This window comes from Mycobacterium sp. (assembly GCF_019247615.1).
Taxonomy (GTDB): Bacteria; Actinomycetota; Actinomycetes; order Mycobacteriales; family Mycobacteriaceae; genus Mycobacterium.
The window spans coordinates 1-19,949 of the sequence record NZ_JAFBAT010000270.1 but is presented as its reverse complement, the minus strand read 5'-3'; the positions used below and the strand labels follow the sequence as shown (position 1 = coordinate 19,949).

Here is a 19,949-nt window from a genome sequence, read left to right as displayed (position 1 = left end):
TGGGTCGCGTGGGTCGCCGGGTTGGGTGCGGCGTTGCCTTCGGCAAACTACGCGGGCTCGATGGCCGCCATTCTTGCGGCTCACGCCGCGCCGGTGGCGCAGGTGCAGGCTCTTTTCGTGTTCAACCTGGTGGCATTCACGATGGCGGAGATCCCGATCTTCAGCTACCTGGCGGCGCCGCACCGAACGCGCGCGCTCGTCGCCGCGCTGCACACGCGGCTGCGGTCCCGCGGTCATCGAGACGTCGCGCTCCCGGTGGGGGCGGCCGGTTGCTTCCTGCTCATGCTCGGGCTGACAAACCGTTAATCGCCCATGTCGTTGCCAACGGAGAAGTAGCATGCATCCTGTGAACAGACACCTCGCCGGGGCGGTTGCGGTCGGATTGCTCACTTGGGCAATGCCTTTCGCCGATTCCGTCGCCGCCGCGGACACCGCGTTGATCGTGCCCGGCACCGCGCCGTCACCGTACGGGCCGCTGAGGTCGCTCTATCACTTCAACCCGGCGATGCAGCCCGAGATCGGCGCGAACTACTACGGCGCCGACGCCACCCGGCGGGTCATCGCGTACCCGGGTAGCTTTTGGCCCGTCACCGGACTGAATTCGCCGACCGTCGACAGCTCAGTGAATATCGGGGCGAACAACCTGGACGCGGCTATCCGCAGCACCGACGGGCCGATCTCGGTCGCGGGACTCTCCCAGGGGACGCTGGCGCTCGACCGCGAGCAGGCGCGGCTGGCGCACGATCCGGCCGCCCCTGCGCCCGACCGGCTGACGTTCATCAAAGCGGGTGACCCGAACAATCTTCTGGTCAAGGCCTTCGGACCCGGGACCCACGTGCCGATCATCGACTACACGGTTCCGGCTCCGGTGGACAGCCAGTACCGCACGATCAATGTCGTGGGCCAATACGATCCTTTCTCCGACCCGCCCAACCATGTCGGCAACCTGCTCGCCGACCTCAACGCGATTGCGGCGGGCGGGTATTACGGGCATAGTGCGACGGCTTTCTCGGACCCGGCCCGGGTGGCGCCCTGGGACATCACGACCACGACCAACAGCTTGGGCGCCACCACGACGACATACTTCATCCGTAGCCAGCAGTTGCCGGTGGTCCGGGCGCTGGTGGACCTGGCGGGCCTGCCTCCGGAGAAGGCCGCACCGCTCGAGGCCGTGCTGCGGCCGATGATCGACAGGGCCTACAACCCCGGTCCGGCGCCCAGCGCGGGCGCATTCGCCAACGGCATCAGCCATATCCCCGCCATCGCATCGGCAGCCGCCGTCCCCGGTGACAGCATCACGGCGGCAACCGGAAGCCTCACGGCCGCCAACGCGGCCCGAAACGTCCTGTCGGGGCCCAAGGCCGCAAGGGGCGCAAAGGGCCTCTTGTCGGGGATCGGTCGGTTGTTGCTCAGAGGCAGGAAATAGCCACGCCCGAGCCGCGGTGTTTCGCGTCCGACGTCAGAGTCGCAGCCCATCGCGCAATGCGAAACCGATCACGTCGTCGTCCGTCCACCGCGCGGCAGACCTGCGTTCCTCGGGCAGCAGCGGTCTGCCTGTGACCGGAGCGCGGCCCCGCCGCCAGGGCCACCGGCCCGCCGGCCGCCACCAGTTCGCGCGGCCGACGAGCACGGCGATCGCGGGCACCGTCAGTGTTCGCAGCAGGAACGTGTCCAGCAGCAGTCCGGTCGCCAGCACAAAGCCACTCTGGACCACATTGCCCAGGCTGGCGAATACCAGACCGAACATCGACGCGGCCATGATCAAACCGGCCGCGGTGATCACACCGCCGGTTGAGCCGACCGTGCGGATGGCACCCGAGCGCATGCCGAACCTCGACTCGTCACGCATTCGGGAAATCAGCAGCATGTTGTAGTCGGCGCCGACCGCCACCAGTATGACGAACGTGAGTCCCGGCACGCTCCAATGCATTTCCTCGCCCAAGACGAATTGGAAGACGATGACCCCGATGCCGAGCGCCGACAGGTAGGAGACGATGACCGAGCCGATCAGGTAGAGCGGCGCGACGACGGCGCGCAGCAGGACGATCAGGATCAGCAGCACGACGCAGATGGTCATCACGATGATGAATCGCAGATCGTGCCCGTAGTAGTCACGCGTCTCCTTGACCAAGACGGGTAACCCCACCAGCGACACCTTCGCGTCGGCCAGTGTGGTATTCGGTTGCGCCCCGCGCGCGGCAGCGTTGATGGCATTCACCTGATCCATCGCCGCGGTGCTGAACGGATTGAGATCCGTCTGTATCAAGTACCGCACCGCGTGACCGGATGGTGAAACGAAGGCAGCCGCAAGCTTTTTGAGCTCATCGGCGGCCAACCCGCCGAAGAGCTCCCTGACCCCGCCGGGCATCGGCTCAGATCCGCCTTGGTCGCCCGTCGCATACGACAATGCCTGGGCGGGAATATAGAAGCCTCCCATCGCGGGCGTCGTGGCATCGTTTTTCATGGCCATCAGGAACGCGGAGGCCTCACCGAGCCCGAAGCCCATCTTTTTTACCTGATCGACCAGTTGCTGCACGCCGTCGGCCAATTGGCGGCCGCCGTCGGCGAGGCTGTTGGCTCCCTCTTGCAGAAAGTTGATCTTGGCCTTCATGCCGCCCGCGCTGTCGATCCCGAGCGAGCCCATCGCCCCGATGACGGTGGCCAGCGCCCGGCGCAACCCCGACACCGTTGCGGCCAGGGTCTGCACGGCCTGAGTCGCGTGCAGTTGCCGAGCCAGCTCCGATATCTTGCCGAGGGTCCCGTCATCGCGCGCTCTGACCAGTCGCTGCAGTTCGGTACGCGCGTTGACGCAGGCGGGCTCGGCGCTGCACATCGGGCTGTTGTCGAGGGCCCCCAGCACCGGCCCGGCCCAATCCGAGTTGTTGGCAACGAAATCGGAGTTCGCGCCTATAGCGTCCCCGAGCTTGCGCATGCCGCTGACGAGCTTTTCCGCGCCCTCGAGTTCGCCGAGCGCCCGATTCCCCCCGAATACGTTCTCCAGATACCCCAGCGCGTCCACCAGAGCGCTGACGGCGGAGACGGCCTGGTTGACTTGGGTCCGCACTTCGCTCAGCTTGCCCGCCATCACATTCGCGCCGCCGGCCAGCTTGTCGAGGTCGCCGGTGTGGTCGACGATCTGCCTGGAGCCCTCGCCGAGCTTGTCGCCGACTTCGCCTGCCTGCCAAGACGTTTTGGCCTGCTCCAAAGAGTCCCCGGTCGGCCGGGTGATGCCCCTCACCCGCGCGACGCCGCGGACCTGGCTCACGCGCTGTGCCAGCTGCTCCAGATCTGCAAGCGCCTTCGCCGAGCGCAGATCGCGGGGCGATTCGATGACGAGGTACTCCGGAATGATCAGGTTCGGCGGGAAATGCTTGTCGAGAGCGGCATACCCGGCCGAACTTTCGACGGAGCCAGGCAGCGTCTTGCGTTCGTCGTAGTTGTAGTGGGCCAGACCGGCGCAGCCGGCCAGAACGATCAGGACGAGCGCGCTGGCCAGCAGGTGAGTCTTCGGTCGGCGCACGATGTGTACGCCCGAACGCCGCCAGAACCGGTGGGTCACGTCGCGTCGCGGCGCGATCCAACCACGGCGTCCGGCGAGCACGAGCAGCGCCGGGAGCAGCGTGACCGCGGCGAAGAACACCACAGCCACCGAGATCCCCAACACCGGCCCGGCGCTTCTGAGTATTCCGAGTCGGGTGAAGACCATTCCCAGGAAGGTGACCGCCACGGTGGCTGCCGAGGCGGCGATCACCTTGCCGATGGATGCCAATGCCTTGGTGACCGCTTCATCCGACTCCACGCCCCGGCGCAGATAATCGTGATATCGGCTGATGAGGAAGACCGCGTAATCCGTTCCGGCGCCGACCATCATCCCGCTCATGAAGATCGTGGTCTGATTGGCGATGCCGAGGCCGGCCAATCCGACGGTGGCAACAAGCCGCTGTGCGACCACCACGGACACGCCGATGGTCACCAGCGGCAGCACCATGGTGATCGGGTTGCGGTAGACGACCGCCAGAATGATGAACAGCAAAACGACGATGGCAAGCTCGATCCGCATCCGGTCCCGTTGGCCGGTGAGGTTCATGTCGGCGACGGTGGATGCGGGCCCGGTCATGTTGGCGGTCAGCGTCGACCCCGCGACGCTGTGTTTGACGACGTCGGCCACCCGCGCGTACGCCTGCTTGGACTGCGGCGAACTCAGCTCACCCGGCACGCCTATCGGTAGGATCCACGCCTGGTGATCCTTGCTGGTCATCACCTCACGCAGGGGCGGCGTTGCGATGAAATCCTGCAGCATCACGACATCTCGAGTGTCGCGGCGCAGAGCGTCGACCACTCTTTTGTAGGTGTATTCGTCGGAGGGGCTCAGCCCGTTGGCATCGCTCAGCACCGCCACCGCGACGCTTTCCGACTCCGGCTCGTGGAACGCGGCCGCCATGTGTTCCGTCGCGACCATGACCGGCGCGTCGGCGGGCAGAATATCCACCGGCCGGCGCTGGGAGATCTCTTCCAGGGACGGCATGGTCAGCGACAGCACAGCCGCGAGGAGAACCCAGGCGCCGATCACCAGCCAGGGCCTGCGCGTGATCAGGTGCCCCAGCCGCGGAAAGACGCCCGCCCCGGCATCCGGGTCAGCGCCACGAAAAGCCTTGCCGCTCAACGCTTATCCTTCGAGCGTCAGCACACCGGTAACCGGGCGTGACCGCTCCGTCACGGTCCCATCGGCGATTCGGGCGCACACGGATTGGATTGCCGCCACATACCTGGTGACGGATTCCCGAGCGACCGGGTTGTTCGGGAACAGGACGCTTGCCGCGGTCTCGTTGAATCGGCCGATCATCGTACTCAGCGGATAGATGACCCGGCCGTCGCTGTGCGCCCCGACGGTCAGTCCCGACAGCAGCTTGGCCATCATCGCGAGCGGATTGACCTGTGCGTCAAAGAAGTTCACCTGGCTGAAAAGCGGTTGCGGCCGGCGCAGCGACGGCACCAATTCCACGACGCGTTCGAATGGCACCTGCGCCAGGCCCGCACTTGAATCCAGGAGACTCTGGGCGCTGCAAGCTATTTCATTGAAAGACAGTCCGGCCACCGGAACCGTCACCGGGACATGGCCGGTGAACCAACCCTGGGTGTTCAGGTCAGCCTCAGTGGTGCGGGTATCTTTCGGCGTAATCGCGAAATACGTGTCGGCACCGGTCAACTCGTGGACCGCCAGCGCGATGCAGGCGAACATGCCGCCGACGAAGCGGGCGCCGGCGGCGACGCACGCGGTCTCGAATCGCTCGGTTTGTTGTTCGTCCAGCAGGGTCACGCTCAGCTGGTCGCCCTCACGAGACATCGAGTGATCGCCCAGCGGCAGGGGGAATGCCGGGAAGGCGCCGTCATTGCTCTCGGCGAAGGCGATCCACGCGCGTACCTCGGGGGAGTCCACCGTCAACGCCGACGTGTGCTCGCGCTGCCGGACGCAGAAGTCGTCGTAGCTGCCGGCCGGTGGGAGCTCGACGGGCAAGCCGCCGGACAGCAGGGTGGCGTACATCGTCTGGAACTCCATGAGTCCGACTCCGATGAACTGACCGTCGACATGCAGGTGATCGATGCTGACATAGAACGTGAAGCGATCCGGGCGCTGGATGACGCCGAAGCGGAAGCAATCCCACTGCAGCGAATCCGGCGTGGCCACAATGTGTTCCCGCAGCTCCGCACTCGTCAGCTCACCGTGCCTGGTCGGGCGGAATTCGATGTCGGCCGGGTCGGCGATGGTGTGCCGCACAATGTGGTCGCCTGCCCGGGCCGCATCGCGGCACTCGAACCAGCTGCGGTACGTGTCGTGCCTGCGAAGGTGGGCATTGATGACGTAGGTCATGACGCGCAGATCGCAGCGACCCGACACGTCGACGGAGGCGATGAGCAGCCGTGAGTGGTCGAGCCCCCGCGCGGCCTGCTCGCAGAAGCTTCGAATGTGCCGGGCCTGCACATAGCTGGCCGGCACGGGACTCACGGGCGCCTCGAGAGCCTTGGCGCGCGCGGACGGCGTCGGTTGCCAGGAGATCAGGGATCCCGGCTGCAGCGCCCACTCGTTGACCGTGGAAACGTCCAATGGTCCGATGAGCACCGCTTCCTCCCGCGCTTTGTCCCCGCCCCCGTCATGCCGGTGCTATGTCGGTGCCATGCCGGTGCCATGTGGGCGCCTTCGCCCGACGCCGCGCGGTGGAGTGCGGTTCTCGGGTAGCCTAGCCCGTCATTTCTCTCATTCGGTCCGGTTTTCCGAAGGTCACCGGCCGGCGTGCAGTCAGCGGCCGACGTCGTCCAACGCGGCGCGAGCGGCGTTGTAACCCGGGATGAACGTGATCCCGGGCCCGCCATGGCATCCCGCACTGCCGAGGTAGAGGCCGTGGATGGGGATCGGCTGGCCCAGGAAACCTTTCGCCCCGGGCCGGTTGGGGCCGATCTGGTCCGGGTTCAACAGCCCGTGGCAGTAGTCACCACCCGGCGCCCCGAACATCACGCCCATGTGCCTGGGCGTGAACGTCGTGTGGCGGGTGATGCTGCGCTCGAAATTGGGAGCGAGGCGGGTGATCTTGTCGATCACGCGCTGACCCATCTCCACCTTGGCCTGCCCATACTCTGCGCCGCCCTCGATGGGGAACCACAGCGCGAACGCCGACGCGGCGTGCTTGCCCGGCGGCGCCAGGTCCGGGTCGTTTTGCGAGGGGATCTGCAGCACTACCGTCGGATCGGCGGGGACGATACCGCGGCGGCAGTCCTCCCACTGCTGCTGGACCTCCTCGGGGGTGCAGAAAAGGCCGATTGACGCCTGCATGGCCGGGTCGTTGAGCGCCTCGTAGGGTGCGTCGAACGCGGGCGCTTCGTCCAGCGCAAAGTGCATCTGCAGGTAGCTGCCGCGGTGGTCGATGCCCGCATATCGTTCGCGGATCTCGGTGGGCAAGGCCGCCGGATCGACGAGTTCGTTGAGCGTGACGTCGGGCGCGATGCCGGAGACGACGATCGGTGCCGTGAGGATGTCGCCGGCCTCCGTGCGCACCCCGGTCACCCGGCCGCCGGACTTGGCACTGTCGACCAGGATCTCGGCGACCTTGGTGCGCAGCCGAACCTCGCCGCCGTGACTTTCCAGCAGTTCGCACAGGTGCGACGTGATCGCGCCGATGCCGCCGCGCAGCTTCTGCATCTGCATGCTGTCCCCGTCGGGAACGCCCAGCCCGAAGGCGAGCGCCGCTGCACTGCCCGGGGTGGCCGGTCCGCGGTAGAGGGTGTTGACGGCCAGCACGGTCATCGACCCGCGCAGCGCGCCGTGCTTCTCCCGGTCGGGCAGGTAGCGGTCCAGCACACCGGTGACCGAGCCGAACAGCATGTCATCGATGGCCGATCGTTCGAACTCATTGGTGGCACACGCATACATCTGGTCGAACGTCTTCGGCGGCGTGCCCGCCTCGAACCGGCCCAGTGCACGCGTCGGCGCCTGGCTCCAGGCCATCAGTCCCGCCATCCCGTTGACGGCGTCCGCGCCGTGGACCTCGTTGAGATGGGTGAACAGCTTGACGGGATCGCTGTACTGGACCAGCGGATCGTCGCCGACGCCGCGCAACGCTACCGACATCACCTCGAGATCGATCGTCGCCAGGTTGCCCAGGCCGAGCTCGTCGACGACCATGGGTGACGTCGGGAATTGCACCGAGCCGGCGATTTCGTACCGGTACCCGTCGAAAAGCTCGACGGTGGCGGCCATTCCACCGGTGTAGAGCTTGGCATCCAGACACACCGTCCGCAGCCCCGCCTTTTGCAGCAGCACCGCCGCGGCCAGCCCGTTGTGTCCCGCACCGATAACTATCGCGTCGAACGTTTCCGACTCAGCCATATCCCTGCCCTCCACGATGGAGGCTGGCATGGCCGTCGCGTTTTGTCAATTGTGACAAAACTAGGCACGGGGCGGCGTGGCCCACGCATCGGTGATGCCGGCGCGCAGGGACTCGAGCGCCGTGTGGCACATCCGCGCAAGCTCGCCCAGCGACCTGTCGTTGCCGAGCATCCAGAACTCCATCGCCCCGAAGACCGCGGCCGCGATGCAGCGAGCGGTGACCGTGGCGCGCAGCCGGCCGGCGGGCGTACGAGCCGCCGCGCAGTTACGCCGTTGCAGTTGCTGCTCGACGGCGTCGGCGAAGTCCGCCTGCACCTCCTGGATGTGGCGGACGATGCGGCCGGGGTCAAGCTCTCCGCCGCGCAACGCGGCGATTTTCGCTACCGCCTCAACGTCATAGGGAAACGAGAAGACGGCCGATTGCACGGAGTCGATAATCGGCTCGTCGCCCGGCCTGGCGTCCAGCGCGGCACGGAACCAGTTCAGCCCGGTGTAGTCGGCAAACAGCAAATCGTGCTTGGACCGGAAGTGGCGGTAGAAGGTCCGCAGCGACACCCCGGCGTCGGCGGCGATCTGCTCGGCCGAGGTCTCCTCGACACCCTGGGCCAAAAACCGCACCATCGCTGCCTGCACGAGCGCCTCGCGGGTGCGTTCGCTGCGCGCCGTCTGCGCGGGCCTGACCATGTCAGTACGCTACCTCCTTTGCATTCTGTCATTATTGACAAAACTTGTTCGGCGGGGTGAAACTGCGGCCATGGTCTCGCTTCTTGTGCATGCGGTTCTCGGGCTCGGCGTCATCGGCTGGATCGTCGCCGCGAACTCGAAGGTCTTCGCCAGGCCGGCCGCCGGGCCGTTGTTCACTCCGCTGGAATGCCTGTACTACCTCGTCGGCATCGTTTCTGTCGCCCTGGGTTGGTACTTCAACATCACCTACGTCGAGCAGTACTCGCACGGATCCACCAATCCGCTGTGGGGCGAGCACGGCAGCTGGGCCGAGTACATCAGGCTGATGTACACGAACCCGGCCGCGGACTCCGCCAGCCAGGACTACACGATCGCGAATGTGATTCTGCTGCCGCTGTTTACGATCGTCGACGGCTATCGCCGCGGGCTCAAGCACCCGTGGCTGTTCTTCGTGTCCAGCCTGTTCACCAGCTTCACCTTCGGGTTCGCCTTCTACTTCGCCACCATGGAAAGGCAGCGCCGGCACGAGCGGTCACGAGAAACGGTGAACGCCTGAGCGCTCGGTTTTCTGGCCGGCCAGGTTTGGCGAGCCCCGGCGCGATCGGCGGCCGCAAGCCTGCGCACGGATCGCCGACAACCGCGGCTGGCCGCCAAGGCGCATTAACCCATGGTGGCGCTCGGCTCTAGCACCTCGGCGCCGACGAACGGGACCAGGGCGTCGGGCACCCGCACGCTGCCGTCGGGACGCTGATGGTTCTCCAGGATCGCGACCAGCCATCGGGTGGTGCCCAGCGTGCCGTTGAGGGTGGCCGCGATCTGTGGCTTGCCGGCGTCATCCCGGTAACGCGTCGCCAGCCGGCGCGCCTGAAAGGTCGTGCAGTTCGACGTCGACGTCAGCTCCCGGTAGGCCCCCTGCGTGGGCACCCATGCCTCGCAGTCGAATTTGCGGGCGGCCGACGAACCGAGATCGCCGGCGGCGACGTCGATGACGCGATACGGCACCTCGATGCGGGCAAGCATCTCGCGCTGCCAGCCCAGCAGCCGCTGGTGCTCGGCCTCGGCGTCGGCGGGCGCGCAATAGACGAACCCCTCCACCTTGTCGAACTGGTGCACCCGGATGATGCCGCGGGTGTCCTTGCCGTAGCTGCCCGCTTCGCGGCGGAAACACGATGACCAGCCCGCGTAGCGCAGCGGGCCGCCCGACAGGTCGAGGATTTCGTCGGCGTGGTACCCGGCCAACGGCACCTCCGAGGTGCCCACGAGGTAGAGGTCGTCGGCTTCCACCCGATACACCTCGTCGGCGTGGGCGCCCAGGAACCCGGTACCGGCCATCACCTCCGGTCGCACCAGCACGGGCGGGATCACGGGGATGAAGCCGTTGTCGACGGCCACCCGCAAGGCCAGCTGCAGCAGACCCAGCTGCAACAGGGCGCCCCGGCCGGTCAGGAAGTAGAACCGCGAGCCGGAGACCTTGGCACCGCGCTGCATGTCGATGACCCCCAGCGACTCGCCGAGCTCCAGATGGTCCTTGGGGTCCTCGATCGCCGCCGGCTCACCGACCACCTCGAGCACCCGATAGTCGTCCTCGCCGCCGGCCGGCACCCCGTCGACGATGACGTTCGGGATTGCCATGTGCGCCGCCGTGAACCCCGCCTCGGCCTCGGACTGGGCGATCTCCGCCGCTTTCACCTGCTCGGCGAGCTCCTTTGCCCGCTGCAGTCGGACGGGGCGCTCCTCGGCTGATGCGGCGCCCACGCTCTTGCTGGCAGCCTTCTGTTCGGCGCGCAGGGCGTCGGCTGCCGAAATCGCCGCGCGACGCTTGGCGTCGGCGGCCAACAGCGCGTCCACCAAGGCTGGGTCCTCGGCGCGGCTGACCTGCGAGCGGCGCACGGCGTCGGGGTCTTCCCGGAGCAGTTTCAGGTCGATCACGGCCCTGACACTACTTTTGCTACCGCGCTCCGCGGGCAGAGCACCTACCTTTGCGGCGATCGCAGGAAACACATTGGCAACATCCGTCACGCCACTCGGCGCGCCCTGTCAGAATGGAGCCGATGTCGCAAGCGCCCGAGAAGGAACCCGAGACAGAAGCCGTCGAGGCCGCCCAAGCCGGCGTCCGCACGTCTCGCGGGTTGCAACCGACCGCCACTCGTCGAGCGCTGCTGCTGACCGCGCTCGGTGCGCTGTTGATCGCCGGACTGGCTATCGCGATTCCGGTCGGCCCGGGGCCGGGGCGGCTGGCCGGCTACATCGACAGCAATGCCGTGCCCAGCACCGGAACCAGGAGCGACGCCGCGTTCAATCGCGCCAAGAGCGGTGACTGCCTCACCTGGCCGGACGCCACCCCGGAGTCCGCCAGCGTCGTCAACTGCGCGGACAACCACAAGTTCGAAGTCGCGGAGTCCGTCGACATGAGGACCTTCCCGGGCTCGGAGTATGGGCCCAACGCCGCCCCGCCGGCGCCGGCCCGCATCCAGCAGATCACGCAGGAGCAGTGCGACGCCGCGGTCCGCAGCTATCTGGGTCCCAAGTTCGATCCCAACAGCAAGTTCACCGTCAGCCTCCTATGGGCCGGTGACCGGGCATGGCGCAATTCGGGCGAGCGCCGAATGCTGTGCGGCCTGCAACTGCCGGGCCCCAACAATCAGCAGGAGGTCTTCAAGGGCAAGGTGGCCGAAGTCGACCAGTCCAAGGTGTGGCCGGCGGGTACCTGCCTGGGCATCGACTCGACGACCAACCAGCCGATCGACATCCCGGTCGACTGCGCGGCGCCGCACGCCATGGAGGTCACGGGCACGGTCAACCTCGCCGAGAAGTTTTCCGGGGCCCTGCCCCCCGAGCCCGATCAGGAGGGGTTCATCAAGGATTCGTGCACCAAGATGACCGACGGTTACCTGGCACCCACAAAGCTGCGCACCACGACCCTGACGCTGATCTACCCGACCGTCTCGCTGCCCAGTTGGTCGGCGGGTAGCCGCGAGGTCGCCTGCAGCATCGGGGCGACCCTGGGAAACGGGGGCTGGGCCACGTTGGTGAACAGCGCCAAGGGTCAGCTGTTGATCAACGGTCAGCCACCGGTAGCCCCGCCCGACATTCCCGAGGAACGGCTTACGCAGCCACCGATGCCGGTGCAGGTGCCCAGTACGCAGGCGCCGAGCAACCAGGCGCCGAGCAACCAGTCCGGCACCCAGCCGAACGGCATTCCGCCGAACAATCAGCACCTACCGCAGCAGGCGCCGGTCGGCCCGCCGTCCCAGTCGCCGGCGTCCCAGGCGCCCGCTCCCCAGGCGCCGCAGAACGCGCCGCCCCCGCTCGACGGCGGCGCACCGGCGCCCCCGCCGGAGGCATCGCCGCCACCGCAGAATGCCGCACCCCCGCCGGAGGCATCACAGCCACCACCGCCGGCGGGTTAGTCCGGTGCCCGTGCGGATGGATCCGCAGCGGTTCGACGAGCTGGTCTCCGACGCGCTCGACCTGATCCCACCCGAGCTGGCGGCCGCCATGGACAACGTCGTTGTTTTGGTCGACGACCGCCACCCGCAGGACGCCGAGCTGCTCGGCCAATACGAGGGGGTGGCGCTCACCGAGCGCGATTCCGACTACGCCGGGACGCTGCCCGACGCCATCACGATCTACCGCGAGGCGCTGCTGGACATCTGTGAATCCGACGACGACGTCGTCGAGGAGGTGGCGATCACGGTGATCCACGAAATCGCGCACCACTTCGGCATCGACGACGACCGGCTGGAGGAACTGGGGTGGGGCTGACGGATCGGGACGCCGGCGGCAAGCCCCCACATGCCGGTGGGCGCGGCATCCCCACTTTGTCGACGTCTGATGCTATGAACGGCTCATGAGCGCTGAGTGCCGCGACTGCCGGGCAGGATTGGATCACTGCCACGGCACCATCATTCACCATGCAGGCGGCCGGTTTTGGGGCCGATCCGAATGCACCGAGGCGGGCTGCGTGAGCCCGCAGCTGGTGCCGCACACGTTCGTCGTCGACTGCGTTGCCGTGGGCTGCGAATGCGCCGAAGCGGCCGCCCCGGCAATCGAGATGGGTCGGTCGTCAGCCCATCGGATCGGTGCCTGAGCGGACCGCATCCGCGACCGCGCTCGACTCGGCCCGGGGAACGAAGGGCGGCGTCACGTTTCCCCATCGCACGCAGCTCCACCGCCCGTCGGTGATCGGGGCCAGCACCACGCATTCGGCGTTGTCGAGATGGTTGTCCAACGCGAAGTTGCCATCCACGCCCGCCAGGATCGCGGCGGCCAGCCGGATCGCCGCTCCGTGGCTGACGACCAGGATGTCGCCGTCCCAATTGTCGTCGTCGAGATAGCGCAGGCGCAGCTCGGTGAGCGCCGGGACGTAGCGGTCCAGCACGTCGTTGCCGGTCTCCCCGCCCGGCAGTGGCGCGTCGAGCTCGCCGCGGTGCCAGCGCTCGTAGATCGCGTTGAATTCCGCGACCGCCTGGTCGTCGCTGCGATTTTCCAGCTCCCCGACCTGCACCTCGTGAATGCCGGCAACCTCGAGGGCGGCCAATTCCAGTTCGCTGCCGATCACCGCCGCGGTTTGCGACGCCCGCGTGGCCACGGAGTGCGCGAGCATGGCCGGTCGTGCAGAGTTGCGGGCGAACGCCCTCGCCTGGTCGCGACCCAGCGGCGTCAGTTCCGCCCCGGGCGGGCGGGTGTCCAGCCGCCGCTCGACGTTGCCGTAGGACTGGCCGTGTCGCAGCAGCACCAACCGACCGCTCACGGGAGAAACCCCGCGGCATCCTGGGCTTGGCCGGGTTTGCCCTCTCGTAGTCCCGCAAGCCACCGCGACGCCTGCTCCGTCGCCGGTGGCGGCACCCCGGCGGCGGTGCCCGTCGGCCACGAACCCAGGTATCTCACATCGGCACAACGACGGTGCAAGGCCTTGAGTGCCTCGGCGACGGCGTCGTCGTCGATGTGCCCGACGCAATCGGCGAAAAAGACGTAGGTCCCGAGTTCGGTTCTGGTAGGCCGGGATTCGATCCGGGTCAGGTCGATGCCGCGGATGCTGAATTCGGCCAGCGCGGTCAACAGCGCACCCGGGACGTTGTCGATGCGGAAGATCACCGACGTCCGGTCGGCGCCGGTGCGGGCCGGCGGCGGCCCGGGCAGGCCCACCAAAACGAATCGCGTCCGCGCGTTGGGCTCGTCGACAACGCCGTCGGCCAGGGTGGCCAGGCCCCAGTGCGCGGCCGCCAGCGACGAGGTCACACCGGCGTCGGCCTGGCCGTGGGCCACCTGCCGCGCCGCGTCGGCGTTGGAGTACGCGGGACGCAGTTCGGCGGCCGGCAGATGGGCGGCCAACCACTGGCGTACCTGGGCCACGGCCACGGGGAAGCCCGCCAACGAGCGCACATCAGCCGCGTCGCGGCCCGGTTTCACGACGATGCTGAACGTCACGTCGAGCGTTGTCTCGGCGAATACCTGCACGGGCGAACCGATGGACAAGCTGTCGAGGGTCGGTATCACCGAGCCCTCGATCGAGTTCTCGATCGGGACGCACGCGTAATCGGCTTCGCCATCACGTACTGCATTGAGCGCCGCCGGGGTGCTGTCGAACGGCAGCGGCGTTACGGGATCCGATCCCTGATCGGGAACCAGACCGGCGGCAGTGAGTTGCAGAAGCGCAGCCTCGGTGAACGTCCCCTGGGGACCGAGGTATGCGATGCGGGCCACTCCCCAACCCTAACGGCGCTCGACGGGCACCGAGCCTTGCGCGTCCGGCGACCGCTAAGTTAACTTAGGCTTACCTAAATAAGGAGAGATATGCCGCCAGCTGACAGCTTCGCGCCGACGACTGCCGAACGCATCCGCAGCGCCTGCGCACGGGCGGGCGGGGCACTGCTGGCCGTCGACCATCGGAGCCCGGTCGCCACGCCCGTGCATCACCTGCTGCCCGACGGCTCGTTCGCCGTCACGCTTCCGGTGCGCCGCGCCGCGGCGGCCCCGCACCGGGCCTGCGGATCCCCAGCGCTGCTGGAAATGACCGACTATGCCCCGCTGCCGCTGCGGGAACCGGTTCGCTCCCTGGTGTGGGTGCGCGGTCGCCTGCAACCGGTTCCCCCGCACGCGGTGACATCGATGCTCGACCAGATCGCCTCAGAGTGCCCCGATCCGGCGTTGTTGCAGGTCGAGACCCCGAGGTCGGCGCCGTCCGACAACGACGAGCCGCGGTACGCGTTGCTGCGCCTGCACATCGCCTCGGTGGTGGTCACCGATGCCACCGGCGCCGAGCCCGTCCGCGTGGCGGACCTGCTCGCAGCCCGGCCCGACCCCTTCTGCGAGATGGAGTCGAGCCTGTTGTGGCACTTGGAAACCGCACATAACGACGTGGTGGCGCGGCTCGTCTCGAAGCTGCCGGGGCCGTTGCGGCGCGGACACGTCCGCCCGCTCGGGCTCGACCGGTACGGCGTGCGGTTTCGCGTGGAAGGCAACGATGGCGATCGCGACGTCCGGCTGCCCTTTCACCGGCCGGTCGACGACGTCGTCGCATTGGGCCGGGCCATTCGGATGCTGATGGGATGCCCGTTCGCCAACGGGGTGCGCACCCGCCGGTAACCGTCGGTAACCCTAGTCCCGACGGTGCACGTACGTTATCCGGGTGAATGGCAATCGATCGCCGGACCGGTCCGGGATGCGAAGACCCATCCCGCCGGCTGGGGCGCGCCGCGAGCCGTCGCAGGTGATTCGGCGTTCCCCCGCGCGCCCGGCGCCCAGCCCATTCGCGAGATCGACGCCGCTACCCCCCGCGGGTGCTCGCCCCGGCCCGCCACCGGGCCCCCCGCCGCGACCCGTCGCGCCGGCCACCCGGCGCACGCGCGGCAAGCGCCGCTGGCTGCGCTTCGTCAGTCTGAGTCTGGTGGCGGGGGCCCTGCTCGCCGTCGGCGGCATTCTTGGCGGGGCCGTCTGGTTCGACAGCGCGATGCACCGCGAGCAGGCGCTGGCCGACTACCCGGAGAGGCCGGCCGGCGGGCGCGGCACGAACTGGTTGCTGGTCGGCTCGGACAGCCGCGAGGGCCTGACCCCCGAGCAGCAGCGCGCTCTGGCGACCGGCGGAGACGTCGGCAGCAGTCGTACCGACGCGATCCTGCTGGTCCACCTGCCGGAATTGTGGTCCAGCACGCCGGCGACCGTGGTGTCGATCCCGCGCGACTCGTATGTACCGATCCCGGGCCATGGCAAGGACAAGATCAACGCGTCCTTCGCGATCGGTGGGGCGCCCTTGCTGACCCAGACGGTCGAGCAGTCCACGGGGCTGCGCCTCGACCACTACGCCGAGATCGGATTCAGCGGGTTCGCCGGGCTCGTCGACGCGCTCGGCGGGGTCACCATGTGCCCACCCCGGCCGACCCAAGATCCGTTATCCGGCATCGACCTGCCGGCGGGCTGCCAGCAGCTGGACGGCCGCAGTGCACTGGGATACGTCAGGACCCGGGCCACGCCGCGTGCGGATCTGGACCGCATGGTCAATCAGCGCCAGTTCATGTCGGCGCTGCTGCGGCGCGTGTCCAGCCCCGCCGTGTGGCTGAACCCGTTGCGCTGGTACTCGGTGCCGCGGGCCGCCGTCGACGCTGTGACCGTCGACCGGGGCGGCCACGTCTGGGATCTGGCGCGACTCGGCTGGGCCCTGCAGGGATCACCCACCGCGATAACCGTCCCTATCGGCGAGCTGACCACCAGCGACGCCGGCTCGGTCGTGGTGTGGAACCACGAAGCGGCCGGCAAACTGTTCGACGCGTTGGCCTCCGATGCGCCGATACCGCCTGCCGTGCTCGAGGGGCAGCAGTAACCGGCAACGACTGGGACCGGCGCGAAACTAGTTGCTGCCCTGGCCGGCCCGTCGGCTCTCCAGCCAGGCCTTCGTGCGGCCCGGGTGGTGGGTGGCAAGCCAGGCGACCCCCACGTCGCGGCAGAAGTCGATGTCTTCGTACTCGTCAACGTTCCAGCAGTACACCGCCCTGCCCTGGGCGGCGGCGCGATCCACGAGCTGGGGATAGTCCTTGAGCGCCGGCAGCGAGGGGCCGACGGCCGTCGCGCCGACGGCCGTGGCCGCGGTGCTGCTCAGGTAGCGAGCGGAGTTGCCGAGCAGCACCGTCGGCAGAAGCGGCGCCGCGCGGCGGATCCGCCAGACGGCGGCCGCCGAAAACGACATCACCACCGCGCGGGACCGGTCGGCGGAGGCCGGCGCGGCTATGCCGAACCGGTGCAGCAGCGCGAGCAGCTTGCTTTCCACCAGCGAGCCGTACCGGACCGGGTGCTTGGTCTCGACGAAGATCTTCACCGGGCGGTGCCAGTCCAGCACGAGTGACACGAGCGCGTCCAACGTCAACAGGCTGGTATCGCCGTGCGTGCCGTCCGCTCGCCAGCTGCCATGCCAGGCCCCGTACTCGAGCTCGCGCAGTTGGGCCAGCGTCATGGTGCTGACCAGACCGGCTCCCGTCGAGGTGCGGTCCAGCCTGCGGTCGTGCACACAGACCAGATGGCCGTCGCGGGTCAACCGCACGTCGCATTCCACGCCGTCGGCGCCCTCCTTGAGCGCCAGGTCATACGCCGCCAACGTATGTTCGGGGCGCGCGGCCGATGCGCCGCGATGGGCAACGACAAATGGGTGCCCGGCGAGCACTTCGTCGGCCCACGTCATATGCCTATGCTGCCGGTTCCCGGCCCGCCAACTCAACCGGGGCAGCGGATGCGGACGCGATGGGACGGTTTGGACGGTCGGGCTCTACGACCAACCAGCGATGCGCCGGGCGTGCCACCGGTTTGCGCTCGAATCCCTCGAAGACGCGCGCAACGGCGGCCAGGGTCGCCGCCGCCACCAGATAGGCGACGACCATGAGCATGGTGTTGTTGGCGATGCCCTGGGCGTCCGTGGCGAAGCTGGTGGCTATCGCGAAAATGGAAACCAGGTAGCTGAAAACCCACGCGATCCACCAACGGGCGATCGGTCGCCGCAGCCGCTGGTAATGCTCTTCGATGGTGGCCAGCTCGACGACGTACACGGGCGCCCAGAGCAGATTGGCGAACGGCAGCGCGCAGCCGGCCCACAACGCGCGCACGGACCGCGGCTCCGACAGTCCGTAATGCGCGAACGCGGCGGCCCTGCGCGCGATCAACCACCGAATCAGGACCACGCCGGAGGTGATCACCGCCGTGATCGCCGCCACGCTGGCCAGCACGCCAAGCCAATCCGCCGCGATGGCCACGATCGAGTTCAGCAGTATGGTGCGGTTGATCACCAACAGCAGATACCGCACGACGTATACCAGGGCGGCGATGCTGATCACCAGCACACCCACGAACAACGCGGTGCGCACGACGGGCGCCGAAGGGCCTGCCTGCTCGGGCCTTTCGACCGCCAGCGCGGCCGGTTCGACGCGGTCGGCCAGGCCCCAGCGCGGGATCACGGCGTATCTCGGTGTGGGTCCGAGGGGCCGCTGCCGGCGTCGCTGTTGCGGTGGGGCGCCGGGTCGCACCGCTATCCAGCGGAATCCCGGCGGCAGCCGCGGCACAGTGCGCTGCCATCCAGGGGAGGCGGGGGGCCTGGCCGGCAAGGGACCAGCCGCGCTCCATCGGGGGTCCGCCGGCGACCCGGCCGGTCCGGGCCCGGTCATCCCGGCCGTCCCGGCCGTGCCGGCCGCCCCGGCAATCAGGGGCGCCATGAGAGCCCCGCGACAGCGCGGACACCGCTCGCGCCGTCGCTCGCGCACATTCCATCGAGTGCCGCACTGAGAGCACACCTGGATCACCGGACAAGCCTAGCCCGGCGAGGGAGCGGTTCCCCCGGTTCGGCGGCGACCGCGAATTCTGGCAACACCGACATGCGGCCAACCATTGCCTATGGCTATCCACAGTTTCCACAGGTTTATCCACAGCTGGTCCCTGGGTATGCGGGGCTGCAACAAGCCATCTACCGGCTGTCCTGTCGCTGCGACTGTGGATAACCGCCGGTGGTACGCGCGTACCATCTACAGGCTGACGCGGTCCGACGAGCGAATTTTCGTTGCGGTGTTGAGGCGGTCCGGGTGCGCCATCAGCCAGCACGTTTCGACGCTGCTTTTTCAAGCCGGTTCTAAGCCGCTATGATCACCGTCACGGAACTTGGTTGTGACTCACCTCACTTGGGCGGGTGAGCTGCAGGTGAAAGGCATGAGATGGCGACGCATTCGTTCGGCCCGGGTTCGCCCCGCCCCTCGAACTCGTATTCCGGCTCGCCTGCCTGGAACCACAGTTACGGTATTGCCGCTTTGCGCGCCGGTCTGATCGCGCTGGTGTTGCTCGCGGTGCTCGCAATCATCGTCCTGTACTGAACCGGCGCGGCGCGGGTACCCGTCGCTAGGGGGCGTCCTTGCGGCGGGCGCGGTCATGGAGCAGGGTTGGGTACGGCCGGTTGCCGCGCGGCGGCCCCACGAATATGCGTCCGACGATCACTAACGATGCACCGAAGAAAGGAATGCCGTGGCCGAATACACGCTGCCCGACTTGGACTGGGATTACGGAGCCCTGGAACCGCACATCTCGGGTCAGATCAACGAGCTGCATCACGATAAGCACCACGCCACCTACGTGAAGGGCGCCAACGACGCCGTCGCCAAGCTCGAGGAGGCACGCGCCAAGGACGACCACGCCGCGATCCTGCTGAACGAGAAGAACCTCGCGTTCAATCTGGCCGGCCACGTCAACCACACCATCTGGTGGAAGAACCTGTCTCCCAACGGGGGCGACAAGCCGACCGGCGAGCTGGCGGCCGCCATCGACGACGCCTTCGGATCGTTCGACAAGTTCCGTGCTCAGTTCCACGCGGCGGCCACCACCGTGCAGGGCTCGGGATGGGCAGCCCTTGGGTGGGACACCCTGGGCAACAGGCTGCTGATATTCCAGGTGTATGACCACCAGTCGAACTTTCCGCTCGGCATCGTGCCGCTGCTGCTGCTCGATATGTGGGAACACGCGTTTTACCTGCAGTACAAGAACGTCAAGGTGGACTTCGCCAAGGCGTTCTGGAATGTCGTGAACTGGGCAGACGTGCAGGACCGTTATGCCGCGGCGACCTCCAAAACGACGGGGCTCATTGCCGGCTGATGCCAACGGGAGGGCTGGGGCGTCGCGCGGATTGCGTGGCGCCCTTACCTTTTTGACTGTCCGCACCTTTCTTGACCTTCCGGGAACCTTTCCGGGCGCCTTTTCCGCAGAGTTTGACCGCCAAGATTCCGGGCACTATCAGACGTGTCGAGTTGCACTGCGCTTGACGTGCGGGCATGCTCAATTATTCGAGCTACCAGCGCGGTTATTCGGATGGAGGAGTCACGGGGGAGGTCCAGATGGAGACCGGATCAGATCGCCCCATCGGGGTTTC

The 19,949-nt window shown here is 67.7% G+C and carries 18 protein-coding genes and 1 pseudogene; 10 read left to right on the top strand and 9 right to left on the bottom strand.

Features of this window, described 5'->3' with window-relative positions:
* Together JO059_RS18945 and JO059_RS18940 are read left to right on the top strand one after the other, a co-directional pair.
* On the top strand, positions 1-306 hold a 306-nt coding region (locus JO059_RS18945), incomplete at its 5' end, for a GAP family protein (protein ID WP_293321500.1).
* Between the two features lie 31 nt (positions 307-337).
* Positions 338-1,426 (top strand): PE-PPE domain-containing protein, encoded by a 1,089-nt coding sequence (locus tag JO059_RS18940; RefSeq protein ID WP_293321498.1) that lies wholly within the window; start codon positions 338-340, stop codon positions 1,424-1,426.
* A gap of 33 nt (positions 1,427-1,459) precedes the next feature.
* Here the strand turns inward: JO059_RS18940 and JO059_RS18935 are convergent, their stop codons facing one another.
* The 4 genes from JO059_RS18935 to JO059_RS18920 all read right to left on the bottom strand — a co-directional run bounded on the left by JO059_RS18935 (position 1,460) and on the right by JO059_RS18920 (position 8,563).
* A complete protein-coding gene (locus tag JO059_RS18935; protein WP_293321496.1) occupies positions 1,460-4,663 on the bottom strand; it encodes an MMPL family transporter in 3,204 nt (1,067 codons plus the stop codon).
* 3 nt (positions 4,664-4,666) lie between these two features.
* Positions 4,667-6,118, bottom strand: a complete 1,452-nt coding sequence (locus tag JO059_RS18930; protein ID WP_293321494.1) for a condensation domain-containing protein — start codon at positions 6,116-6,118, stop codon at positions 4,667-4,669.
* A gap of 177 nt (positions 6,119-6,295) precedes the next feature.
* Positions 6,296-7,879: an NAD(P)/FAD-dependent oxidoreductase gene (locus tag JO059_RS18925; protein ID WP_293321492.1), complete on the bottom strand. Its 1,584-nt coding sequence runs from the start codon at positions 7,877-7,879 to the stop codon at positions 6,296-6,298.
* 60 nt (positions 7,880-7,939) lie between these two features.
* Positions 7,940-8,563: a TetR/AcrR family transcriptional regulator gene (locus JO059_RS18920; protein ID WP_293321490.1), complete on the bottom strand. Its 624-nt coding sequence runs from the start codon at positions 8,561-8,563 to the stop codon at positions 7,940-7,942.
* A gap of 70 nt (positions 8,564-8,633) precedes the next feature.
* Between JO059_RS18920 and JO059_RS18915 the strand changes: the two genes are divergently transcribed.
* Positions 8,634-9,119: a DUF2834 domain-containing protein gene (locus JO059_RS18915; protein ID WP_293321488.1), complete on the top strand. Its 486-nt coding sequence runs from the start codon at positions 8,634-8,636 to the stop codon at positions 9,117-9,119.
* 104 nt (positions 9,120-9,223) lie between these two features.
* Here JO059_RS18915 and serS read toward each other — a convergent pair whose 3' ends face one another.
* Positions 9,224-10,492 (bottom strand): serine--tRNA ligase, encoded by a 1,269-nt coding sequence (serS, locus tag JO059_RS18910; protein WP_293321486.1) that lies wholly within the window; start codon positions 10,490-10,492, stop codon positions 9,224-9,226.
* A 113-nt stretch (positions 10,493-10,605) separates the two neighbouring features.
* Between serS and JO059_RS18905 the strand changes: the two genes are divergently transcribed.
* The 3 genes and pseudogenes from JO059_RS18905 to JO059_RS18895 all read left to right on the top strand — a co-directional run bounded on the left by JO059_RS18905 (position 10,606) and on the right by JO059_RS18895 (position 12,653).
* On the top strand, positions 10,606-11,973 hold the full coding sequence (locus tag JO059_RS18905) for a septum formation family protein (RefSeq protein WP_293321484.1): 1,368 nt from the start codon (positions 10,606-10,608) through the stop codon (positions 11,971-11,973).
* A gap of 4 nt (positions 11,974-11,977) precedes the next feature.
* Positions 11,978-12,417 (top strand): annotated as a pseudogene (locus JO059_RS18900) (metallopeptidase family protein).
* Positions 12,414-12,653 carry a hypothetical protein gene (locus tag JO059_RS18895; RefSeq protein ID WP_293321483.1) on the top strand — a complete coding sequence of 80 codons (240 nt, stop codon included), beginning with the start codon at positions 12,414-12,416 and terminating at the stop codon, positions 12,651-12,653. Before JO059_RS18900 ends, JO059_RS18895 begins: the two are co-directional and overlap by 4 nt.
* Here JO059_RS18895 and JO059_RS18890 read toward each other — a convergent pair.
* Both JO059_RS18890 and pheA read right to left on the bottom strand, forming a co-directional pair.
* Positions 12,630-13,316 carry a histidine phosphatase family protein gene (locus tag JO059_RS18890; RefSeq protein WP_293321482.1) on the bottom strand — a complete coding sequence of 229 codons (687 nt, stop codon included), beginning with the start codon at positions 13,314-13,316 and terminating at the stop codon, positions 12,630-12,632. The genes JO059_RS18895 and JO059_RS18890 overlap by 24 nt on opposite strands.
* Entirely contained in the window at positions 13,313-14,269 is a 957-nt protein-coding gene (gene pheA / locus JO059_RS18885) for a prephenate dehydratase (RefSeq protein ID WP_293321480.1), read from the bottom strand. Before pheA ends, JO059_RS18890 begins: the two co-directional genes overlap by 4 nt.
* A 90-nt stretch (positions 14,270-14,359) precedes the next feature.
* Here pheA and JO059_RS18880 point away from each other — a divergent pair, with 90 nt between their 5' ends.
* Complete coding sequence (locus JO059_RS18880; protein ID WP_293321478.1) at positions 14,360-15,151, top strand: DUF2470 domain-containing protein; 792 nt, start codon at positions 14,360-14,362, stop codon at positions 15,149-15,151.
* A 43-nt stretch (positions 15,152-15,194) separates the two neighbouring features.
* Positions 15,195-16,382 carry an LCP family protein gene (locus JO059_RS18875; RefSeq protein ID WP_293321476.1) on the top strand — a complete coding sequence of 396 codons (1,188 nt, stop codon included), beginning with the start codon at positions 15,195-15,197 and terminating at the stop codon, positions 16,380-16,382.
* A 27-nt stretch (positions 16,383-16,409) separates the two neighbouring features.
* Here JO059_RS18875 and JO059_RS18870 read toward each other — a convergent pair whose 3' ends face one another.
* Together JO059_RS18870 and JO059_RS18865 are read right to left on the bottom strand one after the other, a co-directional pair.
* Positions 16,410-17,234, bottom strand: coding sequence for a glycerophosphodiester phosphodiesterase (locus tag JO059_RS18870; protein WP_293321474.1), 825 nt, complete (start codon positions 17,232-17,234; stop codon positions 16,410-16,412).
* Between the two features lie 4 nt (positions 17,235-17,238).
* A complete protein-coding gene (locus JO059_RS18865; protein WP_293321472.1) occupies positions 17,239-18,342 on the bottom strand; it encodes a DUF4328 domain-containing protein in 1,104 nt (367 codons plus the stop codon).
* Between the two features lie 405 nt (positions 18,343-18,747).
* Here JO059_RS18865 and JO059_RS18860 point away from each other — a divergent pair, with 405 nt between their 5' ends.
* Together JO059_RS18860 and JO059_RS18855 are read left to right on the top strand one after the other, a co-directional pair.
* Positions 18,748-18,903 carry a hypothetical protein gene (locus JO059_RS18860; protein WP_293321470.1) on the top strand — a complete coding sequence of 52 codons (156 nt, stop codon included), beginning with the start codon at positions 18,748-18,750 and terminating at the stop codon, positions 18,901-18,903.
* A gap of 148 nt (positions 18,904-19,051) precedes the next feature.
* Positions 19,052-19,675, top strand: a complete 624-nt coding sequence (locus JO059_RS18855) for a superoxide dismutase (protein ID WP_293321468.1) — start codon at positions 19,052-19,054, stop codon at positions 19,673-19,675.
* The last annotated feature ends 274 nt before the right edge of the window (positions 19,676-19,949 follow it).